The organism is Pedobacter heparinus (genome assembly GCF_032678725.1).
In the GTDB taxonomy this organism is placed as follows: domain Bacteria; phylum Bacteroidota; class Bacteroidia; order Sphingobacteriales; family Sphingobacteriaceae; genus Pedobacter; species Pedobacter heparinus_A.
Window position 1 is genome coordinate 110,436 of record NZ_JAVTSC010000006.1, and the last position, 18,427, is coordinate 128,862.

Genomic DNA, 18,427 nt, shown 5'->3' on the forward strand with positions numbered 1-18,427 from the left:
AAAAAAAGAGAAGTCCTTAACCGGGATTTCTCTTTTTTTTAACCCCATTTTTATCAGGTTAAAGTATTTTTGTATTTTGTAAACAATGCTGCTTTTAAAATATGGTCATAAATTACTTCGGGCATTTTCGTTTTTACCTTGTTTTGTTGCTGGTGATAACGGCAGCTTCCTGTTCCTCCGGTTATCAGCTGGTAAAGGCTAACCGGGCAGATTATGCAATTGACAAGACTGTTTCACCGGATAGCAGCATCATTAAAACCTACCAGCCCTATAAGCAGCAGCTGGATGCAGAAATGAACCAGGTTTTAGGGCATACGGCAGTGGCATTGGTCAAGAATAATGATGTTCCGGAAACGCTGCTGAGCAATTTCTTTGCTGATGCTTGTTTACAACAGGCAAAAAAACAGGATCCGGCTATAGATTTTGCCATGCCATCTACAAAAGGTGGCTTAAGAACGGATATCGCTAAAGGTGAAATCAGGCTGTCCAATCTGTTTGAGCTGATGCCTTTTGAGAATGAGCTGGTGGCTTTTACTTTAAAAGGAACTGATGTACAGGAATTGCTGAATTTTATTGCAGCTACCAACGGACAGCCGATATCGGGTTTGAAGATGCGGATCAGGGATAAAAAACCCCTGGAGGTCTGGATCAGCGGAAAACCCTTTGATCCTGCTAAAACTTACCGGGTACTGACTTCTGATTATATCGCAGGTGGAGGCGACAATGCACTGGGTTTTAAAGATCCGCTGGATAAAAAGGTACTGGGATTGAAAGTAAGGGATGCGCTGATCAATTATGTAAAAGAGAACGAAGCTTCGGGCAAAATCATTAATGCTGAACTGGATGGAAGAATTACTAAAGACTAACCGCAGGAGTTTTATCAAAACCGCCGGAGCGGCTGCAGCAACGCTTGCGCTGAATTTTAAGGCTTATGATGCTTTTGCAGCAGGAGATCTGGTTAAACTCTGCATTTTACACACCAATGATGTGCACAGCCGCATAGAGCCTTTTCCGATGGATGGCTCCCGGAACCAGGGCCTGGGGGGTACGGCAAGACGCGCGGGCCTGATCAACACCATCAGGGCGAAGGAAAGGAATGTGCTGCTGCTGGATGCAGGTGATATTTTTCAGGGTACTCCTTACTTTAACAAATTTGGCGGCGAACTGGAAATGAAACTGATGACGGCTATGGGCTACGACGCGGCAACTATGGGCAACCACGATTTTGACAATGGCCTGGAGGGATTCCATAAGCAATTGCCTCATGCCAGGTTCCCTTTTTTGTGCAGCAATTATGATTTCTCCAATACTTTGCTGGATAAAGCGACGCAGCCTTACCGTACATTTAAAAAGGATGGGATTAAAATAGGGGTGTTTGGGATAGGCATCCAACTTAAAGGTTTGGTAGAGGAAAAGAATTACGGGGATACGGTATATATTGATCCGCTTGCAAAGGCAAATGAAATGGCCGATCTGTTAAGAAATGAGCTGAAATGCGACCTGGTGATCTGCTTGTCCCATCTGGGTTATAAATATGCTTCAGATAAGGTATCTGACCAGGTGCTTGCTGCCCAAAACCGAAACATTGACCTGATCATCGGGGGACATACGCATACGTTTATGAAGCAGCCGGAAGATGTGCGAAATTTAAGCGGGGGCATCACCAGCATTAACCAGGTGGGTTTTGCGGGCATTAACCTGGGCCGGATAGATTATTATTTTGAACGATATAAGGGGAAACGGCTGAAAACCGCTGCACCTTATATCATTTCAAATGCCTTAGATACTTAATATCTTTTAGCAAAGGAAACCGCCACCTAAAAGATCATTGCCTTCGTAGAATACGGCCGATTGCCCTGGAGCTATGGCGGATACGTTATGGTCGAACACCACGCGCATTTTGTCTTTTTCCTGCACTATGGTGCTCAGCATACCTGCGTCTTTATAGCGGATCTTGGTGACTACATTGTCCATCGGTTCATGGATGCTTTCGTATTTTACCAGGTTGAGGTTTCTCACTATGGCTTCTTTACGCTCCAGTTCATCGGCCCTGCCCAATACCACCGTATTGCTTTCGGGAAGGATCTGGGTTACAAACATGGGTTCGCCGAAGGCAATGCCCAGGCCTTTGCGCTGGCCAATGGTATAGAAGGGATAGCCTTTGTGCTGGCCAATGACCATGCCACTGCTGTTGACAAAGTTACCGCCGGCAACGCGTTCTTCCAGGTCTGCTACTTTATGTTTTAAAAAGGCGCGGTAGTCGTTATCGGGTACAAAACAGATCTCGTAGCTTTCGCTTTTTTTGGCCAGTTCTTCCTGTCCCATGTCCATGGCCATCTGCCTGATCTCTGATTTGGCAAAGGAACCTAAGGGAAACTGGGTTCTTGACAGGTTTTCCTGAGATACGCCCCAGAGTACATAGGACTGGTCTTTGTTTTCGTCTTTTCCTTTAGAAATGACGTAACGGCCACTGTCCTGCTGACGGATATTGGCATAATGTCCGGTTGCTATAAATTCACAATCGAGCTTGTTGGCACGTTTGAGCAGGGCTTCCCATTTGATATGGGTATTGCACAATACGCAGGGGTTAGGGGTGCGGCCGGCCAGGTATTCGTCTACAAAGTTGTCGATCACGAAATCGCCGAACTCGTCGCGTATGTCTAATATATAATGGGGGAAACCATAGTTTACGGCAAGGGTTCGGGCATCGTTGATGCTGTCCAGACTGCAGCATCCGGTTTCTTTGCTGCTGCTGCCTGAGGTTGCATAATCCCAGGTTTTCATGGTTAAACCTATTACTTCATATCCTTGTTCATGAAGCATTACTGCTGCTACTGAACTATCTACCCCGCCACTCATGGCAACTAATATTCTTCCTCTTTTACTCATGTTTTTAATGCTTCCGCGGGTTCAAGGCCCGGTGATTAAATAAAGGTGCGAATTTAGGGATTTTAAAAGGGAATAATCTAATTGGGCTGTAAAATTAAAATTTGCTGATCTTTCTTCGGACTGGAAAATTTTCCCGATGAAGGATCAGGAAAAAGTCCCTAGGTCCTCTTAAAGACAGCAAATTTTGTGGAAAGCGAGGAGGCTAGGTTGGAGCAGATTCAGTGCAGTCAAAGGGTTATGTAAGGATAATTATAATTGTGTGCGGAAACAGTGAAGTTTTTTTATACATTAGGCTTTTTGTTTTTAGTTATAATTTGATATGAAGAAAGCTTTATTGGGCCGTTTTTTATTGTTTTCAGGCAGGTTGTTTTCCGGGATGGTGTTACTTTCGCTGGGCTTGCTGTTGCCGCATGCGGGTTTTGCCCAGCAGAACCTGGTTAAGTATGTGAAACCCATTATTGGTACGCAAAAAATGGGACATACTTATCCGGGGGCGACGGTTCCTTTTGGGGCGGTACAGCTCAGTCCGGATACGGATACGCTTTCGTATGAGCTGAACGGGAAGTACAATGGGGAGGTATATAAGTATTGTGCAGGTTACAAATATGAGGATAAAACTATTGTGGGTTTTAGTCATACGCATTTCAGCGGGACAGGGCATTCTGACCTGGGTGACTTTCTGATCATGCCCACACAAGGTAAGCTGCAGCTGAATCCTGGTACTTCGGATAAACCTGAAAGTGGTTTCCGCTCTCGTTTTTCTCATGCCAATGAGCTCGCTGAAGCAGGGTATTACAAGGTAAAACTGGATGATCATGGAATTTTAGCGGAACTGACGGCTACAGAAAGGGTAGGCATGCACCGCTATACTTTTCCTAAATCTTCTGCTAAAACTCCGGATTCGCATGTGATCCTGGATCTGATGTCGGGCATTTATAATTATGACGATAAAAACGTATGGACTTTTGTTCGGGTGGTAAATGATACGCTGGTTACAGGCTACCGCCAGACTACTGGCTGGGCGCGCACACGGACGGTTTATTTTGCCATGTCATTTTCTAAAGCTTTTAAGGCTTACGGACAAAAGAACTTTGATGAACCACAGGTGTACAAGGGATTCTGGAGGAAGTTTGACCAGAGCAGGAATTTCCCGGAAATAGCAGGAAAACGGATCAGGATGTACTTTGATTTTGAAACGGCTGATCAGGAGCAGGTTCAGGTCAAATTTGCGCTTTCGCCGGTAAGCCAGGCAAATGCCCTGGAAAACATGCGGGCAGAGGTGCCGGGATGGGATTTTGATCAGGTGAAGGCTGGGGCACAGGCAAAATGGAATGCGGAACTGAATAAGATTGCGATTGATGCCGGACAGGATGACCGGATCAATTTTTATACGGCGATGTACCATGCTTTTATCAATCCAACTACTTATACGGATGTGAACGGGGAATATAAGGGTTTGGACCAGAATATACACCGCGCTGAGGGCTTTGTGAACTATACCACCTTTTCGCTTTGGGATACTTACAGGGCCCTACATCCTTTTTTAAACATCATGCAGCCTTCACGTAATAATGACATCGTGAAGTCTATGCTGGCCCATTATGAGCAGAGTACGTTGAAAATGTTGCCGATCTGGTCACATTATGCCAATGACAACTGGTGCATGAGTGGGTACCACAGTGTTTCTGTGATTGCGGATGCCATTGTTAAAGGGGTGTATAACGGAGATGCGGCCAAAGCGCTGGAAGCCTGTATCGTTACGGCTAATCACCGCAGTTATGAGGGGATTGGGGATTATATTGACCGGGGTTATATCCCTGCGGAAAATAACAGGACTTCTGTTTCGAATACTTTGGAGTATGCGTATGACGATTGGTGTATCGCCCAGATAGCTAAAAAACTGGGTAGGGAAGATGTTTATGCTGCTTTTATGAAAAGGGCGGACAATTGGAAGAATGTTTTTGACAAGCGCATTGGTTTTATGCGCCCCCGTATGTCTGATGGCTCTTTTAAAAAGGATTTTGATGCATTGAGTACGCATGAGCAGGGTTTTATTGAGGGCAATACCTGGAACTACAGCTTTTTTGTGCCGCATGATCCGGCGGCGATGATCGCCCTGATGGGTGGCGCAAAAAAAGTGGCTTCGCGCCTGGATTCCCTGTTTACCATGCACCTGCCGGATGAGTTTTTTGCGGATACGGAGGACATCACACGGGAAGGGATTATTGGTGGCTATGTACATGGCAATGAACCTGCGCATCATGTGGCCTATTTGTACAATTGGGTGGGCCAGCCCTGGAAAACCCAGGAAAAGGTACGAATGATTCTTAAAATGCAGTATAAGCCTACACCGGATGGCCTGGGTGGGAATGATGACTGCGGGCAGATGAGTGCCTGGTATATGTTTTCTGCATTGGGCTTTTATCCGGTTGCTCCGGGTGCTGATGTGTATTCATTGGGGAGCCCTGCGGTAAGATCGGCAGTGCTGACTTTGGAAAATGGAAAGAAGTTTAGGGTGGAAACACTTGGGCAAAGCGATAAGAATGTGTACGTGAAAGCGGTGTATTTGAATGGGAATCTGGTTAAGGGGCATAGCATCAGGCATTCGGATATTGTAAACGGGGGAACGCTGAGGTTTGTCATGAGTGGAAAAATTAAGTGATAGAAAAATTAAGTGATCTTTCTTCGGACTGGAAGATTTTCCCGATGAAGGATCGGGAAAAAATTCCTATGTCCTCTTAAAGACACTGAATTTTGTGGAAAGCGAGGGGGATAGGATAGTGCCGGATTAAAGGCCGGTCACACAACCGGCCTTTCTATATTACATTTTTAATTTGATAAATTGACTATTCTAAATGTTTAAACAAAAGCGGGTACGTCTGAGCGGGGATCGTTGCCCTGGATTTGGTTTTTGCGCATTTCGGCAGGTTCAGTGGGTTTTTTAATGATCTTCTTGTGGAGGCCGCTTGCGGCGCTGTACAACAGGATGCTGCCCAGGGTGATCTCTTCTATTCCCCGTAGGGTATGCTTACTGACGGTGCGGATGCCTCTTTGCAGTATGTAGATGCCGGCGATCACGGAAATGATTCTTTTTCCGGTATTTAATTCTTCGGTTTCGTAATTGGTTAATGAATTTATGATGGCCAGGGTAATTCGTTCTTTTGCTTGTTGTAACATAAAATTTGTATTAAATATATGGATTAGAACAGCTGAGGAGTAGATTTTGTTTGATTATTTTAAACAGGAGAGTTAGTTAGAGCTGATCGAGTACCATCTTGATGGCTTTATCGATCACCTTATCCGGCGCCTTGCTGAATTCAAAATTTGCCCTGCTGGCTAGTATGGCATTTACAGACAGGGCTTTGTGGCCCAGTACTTTTGCCAGGGCATATATGCCTGCGGTTTCCATCTCCAGATTGGTGATCCGGTATTGGTTGTGCCGGAAGGCCTGAAGTTGCCGGATGAGGTTGGGCACTGCGTTTTTTGCCCTGACCTGCCTGCCCTGAGGGGCGTAGAACCCCGGAGCGGTAACGGTGATTCCTTGCTCCATCTGTTTGCCTATGCTGCTTAACAGGCCATTATCAGCCGCTGTAACATAGGGATTGATGCCTTTATATTGGGAAAAATGGGTTTTTATACCATCGAGCAGGCTGTGTTCATCACCGGACAATTCATGGATATAGTAATTCATCAGGGCGTCGAGCCCGATGCCAAATGAAGAGGCCAGTATGGTACCTATAGGAATGTCTGGCTGTATAGCGCCAGAGGTACCGATACGGATGATGTTAAGGGAAGTCAGGTGTTCTTTTACTGTACGGGTAGCAAAATCAATGTTCACCAGGGCATCCAGTTCATTGAGTACGATGTCAATATTATCAGTGCCTATACCGGTAGACAATACAGTGATGCGTTTTTTGCCGAGGTAGCCGGTATGGGTGATGAATTCACGCTTGCCTTTTTGGAGTGCTATGCGGTCAAAATGCCTGGATATTTCAGAAACACGGTCGGGGTCTCCGACGGTGATGATGGTTTCGGCGATATCCTCTGGCAGGAGGTTGAGGTGATAAATGCTGCCATCAGGGTTAATGATGAGATCTGCCGGGGAGAGTTCTTTGGCCATGTCCGTTGGGTTTATGCGGTAAACTGGTATTTTACTTGAATGCCTTCAACTTTTTCTATTTTGCCGAGCACGGAATTGAGGGCTGATTTCCTGATTTCGAGCTGAATAATGCAAGAGTTATCAAAATTTTGAGACAGAATATTTAACTTTTCTTCTTTAACCAGTTTCATGACATCGTTCATCAGCAGGTAATCAAATCGGAGTTCGTAAACGTCATTCACTGTCTTTGTGATGATGCCTGCGGCCTGTATGGCTTCGGCAGCAGCTGTTTTATAGGCATTGATGAGCCCGGGCACGCCGAGTAAAGTACCTCCAAAATATCGGACTACAACCAGGAATACATTGGTCACATCTGCAGAAAGCAGGGTGTTCAATATAGGCCTTCCGGCAGTGCCGGAAGGCTCTCCATCGTCCTGGATGCGGAATATGCCGCGATCCGGACTTAGACGCAGGGCCCAGCAGAAATGCCTGGCTTTGGCATGTTCGGTCCGCAAACCGGCCAGCAAGGGTTTTATTTCGTCTTCTGAACGGATGGGGTAGGCGTAGCCTAAAAATTTACTACCCCTGTCCCGGAACAGGCCTTCTGCAGGGGCAGCTATGGTTTGATAGGTATCGTCGAATAACATTGAAATCTTCTGATTGTGCTTACCTGAACAACAGCAGCAAAGCCTGGTAGCTGGTTCCGATAACATTGGTGATGAGGACTATGGCCAGCAGGGCCAGCAACAATCCCCAGTAATTCAGTTTGTTTAATTTTTCTTTAAAAATGAAGATGCCAACCAGGCTGCCTGCAATAATAACTCCCATATTCATCGCCGCAAATACGACAGAGGGGTTATCGGCCATTGCCCGGTGTGCTTTGAGGTAAAAGAGAATGTTAAAGAAATTGAAAAAACCCAGGATACAACCGCAAATGAAGTTGATGAATTCCAGCTTTTGCTTCTTTACAGCCGAAAGGTAGAAAACTGAGGCCAGTGAAATGATAAAAGCAAGGATAAATACCACTATTAATGAACTGGTATAAGGGATCACTTTGATCTGGGCGATCTTTTTAAAGAGGATATCGATAATCCCAAAACCCAGGAAGACCAGTATCGGGTACAGCCAGTTTAAGCCCTGGTTCTTTTGGGCAGTCTTTTTATACAGGGTGAAAAATATAGCAACAAAACCGACCGCCAGCCCGGCTATTTTCAGGCTGCTGAATTGCTCTTTAAAAATAAAATAGGAGGCCAGGATAGGGATAAACAGGGATAATCGCTGGGCAATATCGGTTTTTACGATTCCGATACCTCTTATGGAGCCAGCCAGGAACCAGAATACAACAGGCAACAATACACCTAACGCGATATAAACTGAATTTACAGGTGCGGAAATGAGCTCGTTTAAACCGGGCCTGTAAAAAATGAAGCTGAGAAAAATGGCAAACAGGTAATTCCAGGTTACAGCCTGCACAATTTTGATTTTGTATCTTCTGGCCAGTTTTAAAAGGACGGCGACTGTAACGCTACAGCAAATACTAATGAACAGGTAGATCATAAAGGATTGTTTTTATAGATCGTCAATTGATCTTTTTCAACTGTAAACTGGTCTGTAATCGTTGATTTTTGAGGGTTAAGTTCAGGAGCGGGAATGCCTGTTTCCCAGGATTGCCCGGACCTGAATACCCTGGCCTCATCCCAGAGCCCTGCCTGTATAAATTGCCCGAGGATATTGGCTCCGCCTTCAATAATGACCGATTGCACATCCATCAGGTACAGCTGATAAGCAATTTTTTGTGGCAGGTAATACTGCATATCTTCCATTTCGATGAAATGTATGTTGTCCTGCACTGCTGTTTTTTGTTCGTTAAAAACGATCGTCTTTGCTTCTTTGTTGTAAATATGATGGTCTGAAGGGGTTTTCAGCTGGCTGTCGATCATGATCCTTATGGGATTCTTTCCTGGCCATTCCCGGGCCGTGAGCGCTGGATTGTCGAGGGTTGCGGTAAGCCGGCCAACCAGTATTGCATCTTCTTCTGTGCGCCATTTGTGCACCAGCTTTTTAGCTGCAGGGCCACTGATCCATTGCTGTGCTGGCTTTTCCGGTGCAAAGTAGCCATTTGCAGATGTTGCCCATTTTAAAATGATATAGGGGCGTTGCTGATAAATACGCGTGAAGAACCTGCGGTTAAGCGCTGTGCATTGTTGTGCCAGCATACCGGAAACAACTGTTATACCGGCATTTTTTAGCTTTTCTATGCCTTTGCCATTTACCCCTTCAAACGGATCCAGGTTGCCGATGACTACTTTTTTAAGGCGATGTTGGATGAGCAGGTCGGCACATGGGGGAGTTTTTCCGAAATGCGCACAGGGTTCGAGGCTTACATAGGCCGTAGCCTCTGCCAGTAAGGCAGCGGCCTCATCGCCGTATCGGGCGATCACGGATTTTATGGCGTTCACCTCTGCATGGGCCTCGCCAAATTTAGCATGATATCCTTCGCCAATGATCTGCCCATCCTTCACGATAACGCAGCCGACCATGGGATTCGGACTTACGCTACCCATTCCCATCATGGCGAGTTCAAGGCAGCGCTGCATGTATAATTCGTCCGTCATTACAGCAAAAATAGGATAAATTACCTGTTACAGTTAGAGATTATCGCTATTTTTACAAAATGACATTAAAGGATCTGGAGGCACATTTTGCCGGGGCTTTAAGTAGCAGTTATGGAAGGGAAGAAGCGCATGCCATTTTCCTGATGGCCATTGACCACCTGCTTGGCTATAAAAGGACGGATTATATCCTTAAAAAGACTGAATTACTTACTGACAGGCAATGGCTTCAACTGAAAAGCCTGCTAACTGAACTCCAAAGTGGTAAACCCATACAGTATGTGCTGGGGGAGACTGTTTTTTATGGATTACCCTTTAAAGTGAATCCTTCGGTGCTGATACCCAGGCCGGAAACGGAAGAACTGGTGGAATGGGTGCTGGAAAGTACTGCGCTGGATGCTGCGATAAGTACCAGACTGCGTTTGATAGATATCGGTACAGGTAGTGGCTGTATTGCTGTTTCTCTGAAGAAGAACCTGCCTGCGGCAGAAGTTTTTGCCCTGGATGTATCGCAAGCAGCATTGGATACCGCTAAAGCCAATGCCCTGTTAAATGGGGTGGATGTCACTTTTATATCCGCAGATATCCGGCAGTTCGGCAGCGGACAGAAATTTGATGTGGTGATCAGTAACCCGCCTTATGTTACTTTACAGGAAAAGGAGCAAATGCTGGACCATGTGCTGGATCATGAACCGCATCTGGCTTTGTTCGTTTCCAATGAAGATCCGCTGATATTTTATGAAGCGATCGCCGATTTTTCCTGGAATACCTTGCGTGATATGGGCCTGTTGTTTTTTGAAATCAACGAGTATTTAGCTAAGGAAACCATTGAACTGCTGAAAGCTAAATCGTTTACAAACATCGAGTTGAAGAAAGACATGCAGGGGAAGGACAGGATGATCAAATGCAGCAAGGGGACAGCAGTATAGTGTTTTAGCTTCTGGGATGGAATTCGGTGATTACACCTCTTAAATAGTCCCTGTCCAGGTGTGTATAGATCTCTGTAGTGGTAATGCTGGAATGGCCGAGCATTTCCTGTACAGCCCGCAGATCTGCGCCGCCTTCAATCAAATGCGTGGCAAAGGAGTGCCGGAAGGTATGGGGGCTGATGCTTTTTTTGAGCCCGGATTTAAGTGCCAGCGTTTTAATGATGCTGAAAACAGAAATCCTGGACAAACGGCTGCCACTGCGGTTTAAAAAGATATAATCTTCGAAACCTTTTTTGATGGGAAGGTGCAGCCGGCTTTCCTGTAAATAAATGTTAATGTATTTCAGTGCTGTATTTCCAATTGGAACCAGGCGTTCTTTATTTCCCTTACCAATGATGCGGATGAATTCATTTTCTTCGAAGACATCGGAAATTTTAAGGTTGATGAGCTCAGAAACCCTTAGGCCGCAACCGTACAAGGTCTCTAAAATGGCTTTGTTCCGCATGCCATCCGGTTTAGAGGCATCGATGGCATTGATCATGCCATTGATCTCATGGATATCAAGGGTATCGGGCAGGTGTTTGACCTGCCGGGGTGTCTGAAGCTGAGCAGCAGGATCATTCGTGATCACTTCTTCCAGCAGCAGGAAACTGAAAAATGATTTTAAACTGGATACGACCCGGGCCTGGGTGCTGGGCAGCATGCCCAATTCATTTATCCAACTGATAAAAAGCTTTAATTCATTGCTGCTAATCTCTTTTATATGAGGATATTGATCAACAGAGTCAAAGTATTGAAACAGTTTATTGACATCACCCAGATAGGCTTCAATGGAGTTAGCAGAAAGCGAACGCTCCAGTTTAAGGTAGTTTTTAAAAGGAGTTAAATAGGGATTGCTGATCACAAAATAAATTTTATACTCTTAATTTTTAAGGCTAAGTTTGAATTGATGAAGATACAAATTATTAACGGCCCAAATTTAAACCTTTTAGGACTTAGGGAACCTGGAATTTACGGAAGCCAGCGTTTTGAGGAATACCTGACTGAACTGCGCAACATATACAGCATTATTGAAATCGATTATTTTCAGAGTAATGTGGAAGGGGAACTGATCAATAAACTGCATGAAGTGGGCTTCAGTTATGATGGCATTGTGATCAACGGAGGGGCTTATACCCATACTTCGGTGGCCATAGCTGATGCCATTGCGGGCATTAAAACACCTGTAGTGGAGGTACATATCTCCAATATTTATGCCCGGGAAGAATTCAGGCATGTTTCCCTGACGGGAAAAAACTGCAAGGGTGTGCTGACAGGCTTTGGCATGGACGGTTACCGTTTAGCCATTGAAAGTCTGCTCAAACTTCAGCAATAGATCGGCTCTGTTACAACTGGCTGAAGATCCTGATCTTTTTGATGAAATAAGCCCATATGATACTGGATGGATATTGCCCGCTATGTTTTTGAAAGCGGATTTGCTGGTTTGTCCTTTTAGCCCCGTTTTTGGAGAGATTGATCAGAAAATGGTAATGTGCCTTATTTATTGCCCAGGCCATTTGTGTTTTGCCTTTTAACAGGAAATTCAGCCAGGCTACAAAATCAATAGCCATCCTGATGAAAATCCTGGAATACGCATCGTTTAAAGGCAGGTTTTTCTGCATGGTCACCAGGTTATTTCTAAAGTTCAGATAGGTTTTATAGGGGTTCTCTGCGCTAAGGGTACTTCCACCGAGATGATAGACTTCGGCAGCCGGGCAATAGATCACTTTATAACCCAGGTTTTTTAAACGCCAGCAAAGGTCGATCTCTTCCATATGAGCAAAAAAATCAGGATCAAGGCCACTGGATTCTTTCCAGCATTTGCTTTTGATAAAAAGGGCTGCACCACTGGCCCAGAAAATTTCTTTCTGGTCATTGTATTGCCCACTATCAGTTTCTATGGTATCGAACAGCCGCCCCCTGCAAAACGGGTAGCCATGCAGATCGAGGTAGCCACCGGCAGCACCGGCATACTCAAAACTGCGCTTGTCTTTTTGCCATTTAATTTTAGGCTGGGCAGCCGCAATGCTGACATCAGCCTCCATGGCTTCGATCACAGGCTGGATCCAGTTGGCCGGCACTTCAACATCAGAGTTGAGGAGGATATAATAATCGGCTTCAACCTGTTCCAGCAATTTATTATATCCTGCTGCAAAGCCATAATTATGGTCGTTCTCTATGACTTTTATTTGAGGGTAACTGGCTTTAACAAAGGCAACGGAATCGTCTGTAGAGGCATTGTCACCTACAATAAGCTGGAGGTTGGGATATACCGACTGGACTACACTGGGTAAAAATTGCTCCAGCAGGGCTTTTCCGTTCCAATTTAAAATTACTACTGCTACACTTGCTGCACTCATTATCCTTCGTGATCTGGTTTATGTTTCCATCGCCTGTGGCTCCAAAGCCAATAAGCGGGTTCTTCTTTAATGATGTTTTCCAACAGGTCAAATTGCATATCGGTGATCTGATGCCCTTCGGTTGATTTTGGATCAAGACAAAGGGGGATACAATCGATCTCATAATAACCTCTTTTTATTAGCCTGGATTTGAAATAAAATATGGGACGGTTGGTTTGGAGGGCTATTTTTTCAAGCCCGAGCAGTACGGCCGTTGGCTGGTTTAAAAAGTTGATCCAGTAATGTGCTTCTTCTTTTACGGGTGTTTGATCACCGGCAAAGCAGAACATCGTGGTTTCATTTCGGGTACCGGCTATGGTTCTTAAAGTTTGCCGCATCGGAATAAATTTGTTACCAAAACGGGTTCTGATGTGATAGAACCAATCGTCGTAGACCTTGTTGCTCAAGGGCTTATAGATGACATATTCCGGTTTAGAAAGATTTAACCCCAGGGCCAGCATACCGAGTTCCCAGTTGCCATAATGTCCTGTACAGGCTAGAACGCTTTCTCCTTTGTCAAAATAAGCTTCAACACGGTCCAGATTAACAAATTTAACCCGTTTATTTACTGCCGATTTAGATATGGAGCGCATTTTGATCACCTCAAAAACCATGGATACCAGGTTTTTAAAGAATTTCTTTTCAATAGCAATGCGCTCCTGGTTTGTTTTTTCCGGAAAAGCGTTGCTGAGGTTTTTCCGTACGATGTCTTTTCGATATGGGAATATATAGTATACGATGTAATAAGCCAGATCCGCTAAAAAAAATAAAAGGGAAAGGGGTAGCAGCGATAAAAAGTTTAAAAAAAATATTCCTATATGAGAAAAGGTTTTTTTTATCATTAATTTGGCGAATTGAGAATGCAAACATAAAATATCAGATGCAAAGTTCAGCTATATTCCCGCTTTTTTATCTTCCGCCTGTAAGTTATTTTTCTGGTCTAAAAGAATCGAATTACCATTTTTTACTGGAAAGGGAAGAGCATTTCCCTAAACAGACCTACAGGAACAGGGCTAAAATATATTCTCCAAACGGCAGCCTGGATCTGATCATACCGGTTATCAAGGGTTCCAAAGTACATACCAAAGTGAAAGACGTTAAGATCAGCAATGATTTTAACTGGCAAAGACTGCATTGGAAAAGTTTTGAAAGTTGTTACAGAAACGCTGCTTATTTTGAATATTATGAGGATGAGTTTGCTGTTTTTTATCAGCAAAAATTCAATTACCTTTTTGATTTTAACCTTCAGCTTTTGGAATGGCTGTTTAAAATGTTGAAATTAACACCTGTTTTTGATTTTACAACTGAATACCTGAAGGAAATTGATCCGGTCCTGGATTACCGCTCAAAGCTGCAGGTTAAACAGGCAACTGATGCCGGTAATTTTAAACCTTATTTTCAGGTTTTTGATGACCGGGAAGGATTTAAGCCAAACTTAAGTATAGCTGATCTGTTGTTCAATCAAGGTCCGCAATCCAAAAACTATCTCTGATCTTATGGGTAAACCAGCAAAACACAAACGTAAGCGCAAGCGTTATTCTTTACCGGTAGCAGGCTCCAGTCCGGGTGTGGTATACATTGATGAGCATGCTTTACAGCCTGTAATCAGGTTTCACAGTTACAATGACCACCATTATGCGGTTAAGGAGCTGGAAAACATTGAAAACCTTTCCAGGATACTGGCCAACCAGGAATTCAATTACTGGATAGAGATTAAGGGTTTTGGCTCTGTAGCCATGTTTGAAACACTGAGCAATGATTTTGGAATCAGTAAATTGGTGCTGGAAGACATTACCAGGACTTACCAGCGCCCGAAACTGGAGGAGTATGGCAGGTATGATTTTGCGGTGAGCAGAATGCTTCATTTTGATGAAAACAAGAACCTGGACAATGAACAGGTCTCCTTTATTTTAATGGAAAATGCTTTATTTACTTTTCAGGAGGGTTATGAAGATTGCCTGGAACCGGTGCGCATGCGTTTGAACGCCGGAAAAGGAAACATTAGGATAGCAGGCAGCAGTTACCTGATGTACGCCCTGATGGACATCATTATTGATACTTATTTTGAGATTTTGGGCGCATGGGGGGATGAGCTGGATTTGATCGAAGACCGCCTGTTTGATAAACCGGACAGAACGGTAATGTTTGACACCCAGATCGTTAAAAGAAACCTGATCAATGTAAGGCGGGTAGTTTGGCCGGAAAGGGACAAACTGAATGACATGCTGAGAAGCGACAGCAAACTGATCACTGACCAGAGCAAACTGTTTATCAGGGATGCTTACGACCACTGTATACAGATCATCGATATTGTAGAATCCTTAAAAGAGATATCGGCAAGCAATATCGATATGTATTTGTCCATCATCAGCAACCGGATGAACGAGATCATGAAGGTACTGACCATCATTTCTTCTATATTTATACCCCTTACTTTTATAGCGGGTATTTATGGGATGAACTTTGCAATTGAGGATCCTGTTACTGGTAAAGTATTGCCGCAAAATATGCCTGAACTGTACCAGGAACATGGTTATTTATATACTATGATTGTAATGGGGCTTATTGCTTTTCTGCAAATCATATATTTCTGGCGTAAAGGATGGTTCAAATAGAACCGATTATTACTACCTTTACCACCCATGCAATCTTTTGATCTAGACAAGACAGATTTATCTAAGATTAAGGTAGCCTTAAATGGTGATGATGAACAGCTCAAAGCTATTCTGGGGGAATATCATGCCTCTGAAATTGCCATTCTGTTTGAGAGTTTAAATAAGGACGACAAACAGAGGATCATCAATTTACTGGATGTGGAAACGGCTTCTGAGGTGATCTCGGAAATGCACGAGGAATCGCATCCTGAAGAACTGCTGTTGCAGCTTCATCCTGATAAACGTACGGAGATTGTTGAAGAGCTCGATTATGATGATGCAACAGACATCATTTCCCAGCTGGAAGAGCATGAGCAAAAAGAGATCCTGGCCGACCTGAGCGAGGATGATGCCTCTAACATCCGGAACTTATTGAGCTACCACGAAGAAACTGCGGGTGGCCTGATGAATACGGAGTTTATCCGGATCAACTTAAACCTGACCAAAAAGGACGCGATTGATGAGATCATCAGGCAAAGTGAGGAGATTGAAGAATTCTACACCATTTTCGTGGTAAATGATGAAAACATCTTCCAGGGGATCGTATCTTTAAAAGACATCATCAAGGCAAAAGGAAATGCCAAAATTACGGAACTTGTAAAATCTGAAGTAGCCTGGGTATACCCGGATACGGACCAGGAAGAAGTAGCCAGGCTGATCTCTCAGTATAACATTACCAGTATTCCGGTACTGGACAAGGACAGGAAGCTTTTGGGCCGGGTGACCTTTGACGATGTGATTGATGTACTGGAAGATGAGAATACGGAAGACATTTTAAAGATATCCGGGGTATCAGAAGATGAAGAACTGAGTGGTAACTGGGTGGAAGCGGTAAAATCCCGTTTGCCCTGGCTCATTTTAAACCTGGGGACTGCCTTTTTAGCCTCGGCAGTTATCCGGCATTTTGAGCCGACCATTAAGCTGATCCCGGTATTGCCTGCCTATATGACAATTATTGCCGGTATGGGTGGAAATACGGCTACACAGGCACTTGCAGTAACCATAAGAAGGATCTCATTATATGACCTGACAGATAACCAGGCTTACAGAACGGTATTGAAGGAACTCACTGTTGGGTTGATCAATGGGGCCTGTACAGGGATTATTGTATTTATATTTGCTTTATTATTTGATACCAATCCAATGCTTGGACTGGTTATTTTTCTGGCCATGACCGGTAATTTACTGATTGCCGGCGTTACGGGAGCGGGCATCCCGCTGATCTTAAAAAGGGTAGGGATAGATCCCGCCATTGCATCTTCCATAATTATTACCACATTTACCGACGTTTTCGGATTTTTGCTCTTGCTGGGACTGGCAAGTAAACTTTTACTTTAATTAATAAACGATATGCAACCAACTAAACACAACTGGACTAAAGAAGAGATATCGGCAATTTACCACAAGCCATTTCTGGATTTGGTTTATGAAGCTGCAACTATACACAGGGAGAACGAGGCTTACAATGAGGTTCAGGTAAGTTCATTGATCTCCATAAAAACGGGAGGTTGTGCGGAAGATTGTTCTTATTGCCCGCAGGCTGCACGTTACCATACCGACCTGGAAGTTCAGCCTTTAATGCAGCTTGGCCAGGTGGTAAGTGCAGCGGTGAAAGCGAAGGAGGGAGGTGCATCCCGTTTATGCATGGGTGCTGCCTGGCGTGAAGTTCGTGACAACCGCGATTTTGACCGGGTAATTGAAATGGTAAAAGCGGTTAATGACATGGATATGGAGGTTTGCTGTACCCTGGGTATGCTTACAGAGAATCAGGCGCAAAGACTTGCTGATGCAGGTTTATATGCCTACAACCATAACATCGACACCTCGGAAGAGGATTACAAACGCATCATTTCAACACGTACTTATGATGACCGGTTAAATACGATAAAAAATGTGCGTAAAGCAAAATTGACGGTATGCAGCGGGGGTATCATTGGTTTAGGGGAGACTACTGAAGACCGGGTGGCGATGTTACAGACCCTGGCCAATATGGAGGTACATCCCGAATCTGTTCCTGTAAATGCATTGGTGCCTGTAAAAGGAACCCCTTTGGAGGATCAGCCACGGGTACCGATCTGGGATATGGTAAGAATGATTGCTACCGCACGCATCGTAATGCCGAATTCGGTAGTGCGCTTATCTGCCGGAAGAAATGAAATGAGTACGCTGGAACAGGCTTTCTGTTTTATGGCCGGAGCAAGTTCAATCTTTGCGGGAGATAAATTGCTGACTACGCCAAACCCGGCTTTTGTAGACGACATGGCGATGTTTGAATTGCTTGGATTAAAAACAAGGGACGCGTTTAAGCACGGCAGACCTGTAAATACCATACCTAAAAGTGAAGAGGTAACAGCTATTTAAATAGCTGTTACCCTGGTTTCGATATTGCCTTTGGTAGCTTTGGAATAAGGACAGACCCGATTGGCTTTGTCGGCCAGTTTCTGGGTTTCTTCTACTGAAATGCCAGGGATATGTACATCAAGGTCAGCAGAGAGCAGGAAGGAATTGCCATCCTGGTTGAAGGAGACATGCACTTCTACTGTGGCTTCTGATGCATCAACACCATCGTGTTCTGCCACAGCTGCAAGTGCACCTAAGTAACAAGGCCCCCAGGCAGCGGCAAATAATTGTTCAGGATTTGTTGCACCGCCTTGCCCACCCATTTCCCTTGGTTTTCTCACATCAAATTCTATTGTCCCATCGCTGGATTTAATATGCCCGTTCCGTCCGCCTTTGGCTGTAACCGAGGCTGTATATAACTTTTCCATAATTTACTCTTGGTTTTTAACTGCTGATATAACAGTAA

General features: G+C 44.4%; 19 protein-coding genes. 9 read left to right on the forward strand and 10 right to left on the reverse strand.

All coding sequences use genetic code 11. The annotated features are described in order from the left end of the window. Positions 1-101 precede the first annotated feature (101 nt). On the forward strand, positions 102-866 hold the full coding sequence (locus R2Q85_RS11205; protein WP_316811873.1) for a 5'-nucleotidase: 765 nt from the start codon (positions 102-104) through the stop codon (positions 864-866). Then, complete coding sequence (locus tag R2Q85_RS11210; RefSeq protein WP_316811874.1) at positions 844-1,791, forward strand: metallophosphatase; 948 nt, start codon at positions 844-846, stop codon at positions 1,789-1,791. The genes R2Q85_RS11205 and R2Q85_RS11210 overlap by 23 nt, the downstream gene beginning before the upstream one ends. 6 nt (positions 1,792-1,797) lie before the next feature. Here R2Q85_RS11210 and mnmA read toward each other — a convergent pair whose 3' ends face one another. Beyond that, positions 1,798-2,889, reverse strand: coding sequence for a tRNA 2-thiouridine(34) synthase MnmA (gene mnmA / locus R2Q85_RS11215; RefSeq protein ID WP_316811875.1), 1,092 nt, complete (start codon positions 2,887-2,889; stop codon positions 1,798-1,800). 376 nt (positions 2,890-3,265) lie between these two features. On the opposite strand from mnmA, the gene R2Q85_RS11220 reads away from it, so the two are divergent. Then, a complete protein-coding gene (locus R2Q85_RS11220) occupies positions 3,266-5,551 on the forward strand; it encodes a GH92 family glycosyl hydrolase (protein WP_410478882.1) in 2,286 nt (761 codons plus the stop codon). A gap of 197 nt (positions 5,552-5,748) precedes the next feature. Here R2Q85_RS11220 and R2Q85_RS11225 read toward each other — a convergent pair whose 3' ends face one another. From R2Q85_RS11225 to ribD, 5 genes are all read right to left on the reverse strand, one after another. Further along, positions 5,749-6,066: a hypothetical protein gene (locus R2Q85_RS11225; RefSeq protein ID WP_316811877.1), complete on the reverse strand. Its 318-nt coding sequence runs from the start codon at positions 6,064-6,066 to the stop codon at positions 5,749-5,751. A gap of 76 nt (positions 6,067-6,142) precedes the next feature. Next, positions 6,143-7,009, reverse strand: a complete 867-nt coding sequence (locus tag R2Q85_RS11230) for a nucleoside phosphorylase (RefSeq protein ID WP_316811878.1) — start codon at positions 7,007-7,009, stop codon at positions 6,143-6,145. Positions 7,010-7,020: 11 nt separating this feature from the next. Beyond that, positions 7,021-7,635, reverse strand: coding sequence for an IMPACT family protein (locus R2Q85_RS11235; RefSeq protein WP_316811879.1), 615 nt, complete (start codon positions 7,633-7,635; stop codon positions 7,021-7,023). A gap of 19 nt (positions 7,636-7,654) precedes the next feature. Beyond that, entirely contained in the window at positions 7,655-8,545 is an 891-nt protein-coding gene (locus R2Q85_RS11240) for an EamA/RhaT family transporter (protein ID WP_316811880.1), read from the reverse strand. Next, on the reverse strand, positions 8,542-9,603 hold the full coding sequence (gene ribD / locus R2Q85_RS11245; protein WP_316811881.1) for a bifunctional diaminohydroxyphosphoribosylaminopyrimidine deaminase/5-amino-6-(5-phosphoribosylamino)uracil reductase RibD: 1,062 nt from the start codon (positions 9,601-9,603) through the stop codon (positions 8,542-8,544). The genes R2Q85_RS11240 and ribD overlap by 4 nt, the downstream gene beginning before the upstream one ends. Before the next feature lie 59 nt (positions 9,604-9,662). Between ribD and prmC the strand changes: the two genes are divergently transcribed. Further along, on the forward strand, positions 9,663-10,529 hold the full coding sequence (gene prmC / locus R2Q85_RS11250) for a peptide chain release factor N(5)-glutamine methyltransferase (RefSeq protein WP_316811882.1): 867 nt from the start codon (positions 9,663-9,665) through the stop codon (positions 10,527-10,529). A 4-nt stretch (positions 10,530-10,533) separates the two neighbouring features. Here the strand turns inward: prmC and xerD are convergent, their stop codons facing one another. Continuing rightward, entirely contained in the window at positions 10,534-11,433 is a 900-nt protein-coding gene (xerD, locus tag R2Q85_RS11255; protein WP_316811883.1) for a site-specific tyrosine recombinase XerD, read from the reverse strand. Between the two features lie 45 nt (positions 11,434-11,478). On the opposite strand from xerD, the gene aroQ reads away from it, so the two are divergent. After that, complete coding sequence (aroQ, locus tag R2Q85_RS11260; RefSeq protein WP_316811884.1) at positions 11,479-11,904, forward strand: type II 3-dehydroquinate dehydratase; 426 nt, start codon at positions 11,479-11,481, stop codon at positions 11,902-11,904. Positions 11,905-11,914: 10 nt separating this feature from the next. Here the strand turns inward: aroQ and R2Q85_RS11265 are convergent, their stop codons facing one another. Further along, complete coding sequence (locus R2Q85_RS11265) at positions 11,915-12,928, reverse strand: glycosyltransferase family 2 protein (RefSeq protein ID WP_316811885.1); 1,014 nt, start codon at positions 12,926-12,928, stop codon at positions 11,915-11,917. Continuing rightward, a complete protein-coding gene (locus R2Q85_RS11270) occupies positions 12,928-13,809 on the reverse strand; it encodes a lysophospholipid acyltransferase family protein (RefSeq protein ID WP_316811886.1) in 882 nt (293 codons plus the stop codon). Before R2Q85_RS11270 ends, R2Q85_RS11265 begins: the two co-directional genes overlap by 1 nt. Positions 13,810-13,847: 38 nt before the next feature. Here R2Q85_RS11270 and R2Q85_RS11275 point away from each other — a divergent pair, with 38 nt between their 5' ends. The 4 genes from R2Q85_RS11275 to bioB are packed head-to-tail and all read left to right on the forward strand — an operon-like array spanning position 13,848 to position 17,982. After that, on the forward strand, positions 13,848-14,459 hold the full coding sequence (locus R2Q85_RS11275; RefSeq protein ID WP_316811887.1) for a WbqC family protein: 612 nt from the start codon (positions 13,848-13,850) through the stop codon (positions 14,457-14,459). A gap of 4 nt (positions 14,460-14,463) precedes the next feature. Next, complete coding sequence (gene corA, locus R2Q85_RS11280) at positions 14,464-15,582, forward strand: magnesium/cobalt transporter CorA (RefSeq protein WP_316811888.1); 1,119 nt, start codon at positions 14,464-14,466, stop codon at positions 15,580-15,582. A 27-nt stretch (positions 15,583-15,609) separates the two neighbouring features. Next, positions 15,610-16,959, forward strand: a complete 1,350-nt coding sequence (gene mgtE, locus R2Q85_RS11285) for a magnesium transporter (RefSeq protein WP_316811889.1) — start codon at positions 15,610-15,612, stop codon at positions 16,957-16,959. A gap of 12 nt (positions 16,960-16,971) precedes the next feature. Next, positions 16,972-17,982: a biotin synthase BioB gene (bioB, locus tag R2Q85_RS11290; protein WP_316811890.1), complete on the forward strand. Its 1,011-nt coding sequence runs from the start codon at positions 16,972-16,974 to the stop codon at positions 17,980-17,982. Here bioB and R2Q85_RS11295 read toward each other — a convergent pair. Beyond that, the gene (locus R2Q85_RS11295) at positions 17,979-18,389 is read right to left on the reverse strand and encodes an organic hydroperoxide resistance protein (protein ID WP_316811891.1); all 411 of its coding nucleotides are present in this window, start codon (positions 18,387-18,389) and stop codon (positions 17,979-17,981) included. The genes bioB and R2Q85_RS11295 overlap by 4 nt on opposite strands. Between the last annotated feature and the right edge of the window lie 38 nt (positions 18,390-18,427).

Excerpts from the sequence above, each read along its gene's own strand:
- R2Q85_RS11205 (WP_316811873.1), top strand. The coding sequence starts at position 102 with ATGGTCATAAATTACTTCGGGCATTTTCGTTTTTACCTTGTTTTGTTG.
- R2Q85_RS11210 (WP_316811874.1), top strand. The coding sequence starts at position 844 with ATGGAAGAATTACTAAAGACTAACCGCAGGAGTTTTATCAAAACCGCC.
- mnmA (WP_316811875.1), bottom strand. The coding sequence starts at position 2,889 with ATGAGTAAAAGAGGAAGAATATTAGTTGCCATGAGTGGCGGGGTAGAT.
- R2Q85_RS11220 (WP_410478882.1), top strand. The coding sequence starts at position 3,266 with ATGGTGTTACTTTCGCTGGGCTTGCTGTTGCCGCATGCGGGTTTTGCC.
- R2Q85_RS11225 (WP_316811877.1), bottom strand. The coding sequence starts at position 6,066 with ATGTTACAACAAGCAAAAGAACGAATTACCCTGGCCATCATAAATTCA.
- R2Q85_RS11230 (WP_316811878.1), bottom strand. The coding sequence starts at position 7,009 with ATGGCCAAAGAACTCTCCCCGGCAGATCTCATCATTAACCCTGATGGC.
- R2Q85_RS11235 (WP_316811879.1), bottom strand. The coding sequence starts at position 7,635 with ATGTTATTCGACGATACCTATCAAACCATAGCTGCCCCTGCAGAAGGC.
- R2Q85_RS11240 (WP_316811880.1), bottom strand. The coding sequence starts at position 8,545 with ATGATCTACCTGTTCATTAGTATTTGCTGTAGCGTTACAGTCGCCGTC.
- ribD (WP_316811881.1), bottom strand. The coding sequence starts at position 9,603 with ATGACGGACGAATTATACATGCAGCGCTGCCTTGAACTCGCCATGATG.
- prmC (WP_316811882.1), top strand. The coding sequence starts at position 9,663 with ATGACATTAAAGGATCTGGAGGCACATTTTGCCGGGGCTTTAAGTAGC.
- aroQ (WP_316811884.1), top strand. The coding sequence starts at position 11,479 with ATGAAGATACAAATTATTAACGGCCCAAATTTAAACCTTTTAGGACTT.
- R2Q85_RS11265 (WP_316811885.1), bottom strand. The coding sequence starts at position 12,928 with ATGAGTGCAGCAAGTGTAGCAGTAGTAATTTTAAATTGGAACGGAAAA.
- R2Q85_RS11270 (WP_316811886.1), bottom strand. The coding sequence starts at position 13,809 with ATGATAAAAAAAACCTTTTCTCATATAGGAATATTTTTTTTAAACTTT.
- R2Q85_RS11275 (WP_316811887.1), top strand. The coding sequence starts at position 13,848 with ATGCAAAGTTCAGCTATATTCCCGCTTTTTTATCTTCCGCCTGTAAGT.
- corA (WP_316811888.1), top strand. The coding sequence starts at position 14,464 with ATGGGTAAACCAGCAAAACACAAACGTAAGCGCAAGCGTTATTCTTTA.
- mgtE (WP_316811889.1), top strand. The coding sequence starts at position 15,610 with ATGCAATCTTTTGATCTAGACAAGACAGATTTATCTAAGATTAAGGTA.
- bioB (WP_316811890.1), top strand. The coding sequence starts at position 16,972 with ATGCAACCAACTAAACACAACTGGACTAAAGAAGAGATATCGGCAATT.
- R2Q85_RS11295 (WP_316811891.1), bottom strand. The coding sequence starts at position 18,389 with ATGGAAAAGTTATATACAGCCTCGGTTACAGCCAAAGGCGGACGGAAC.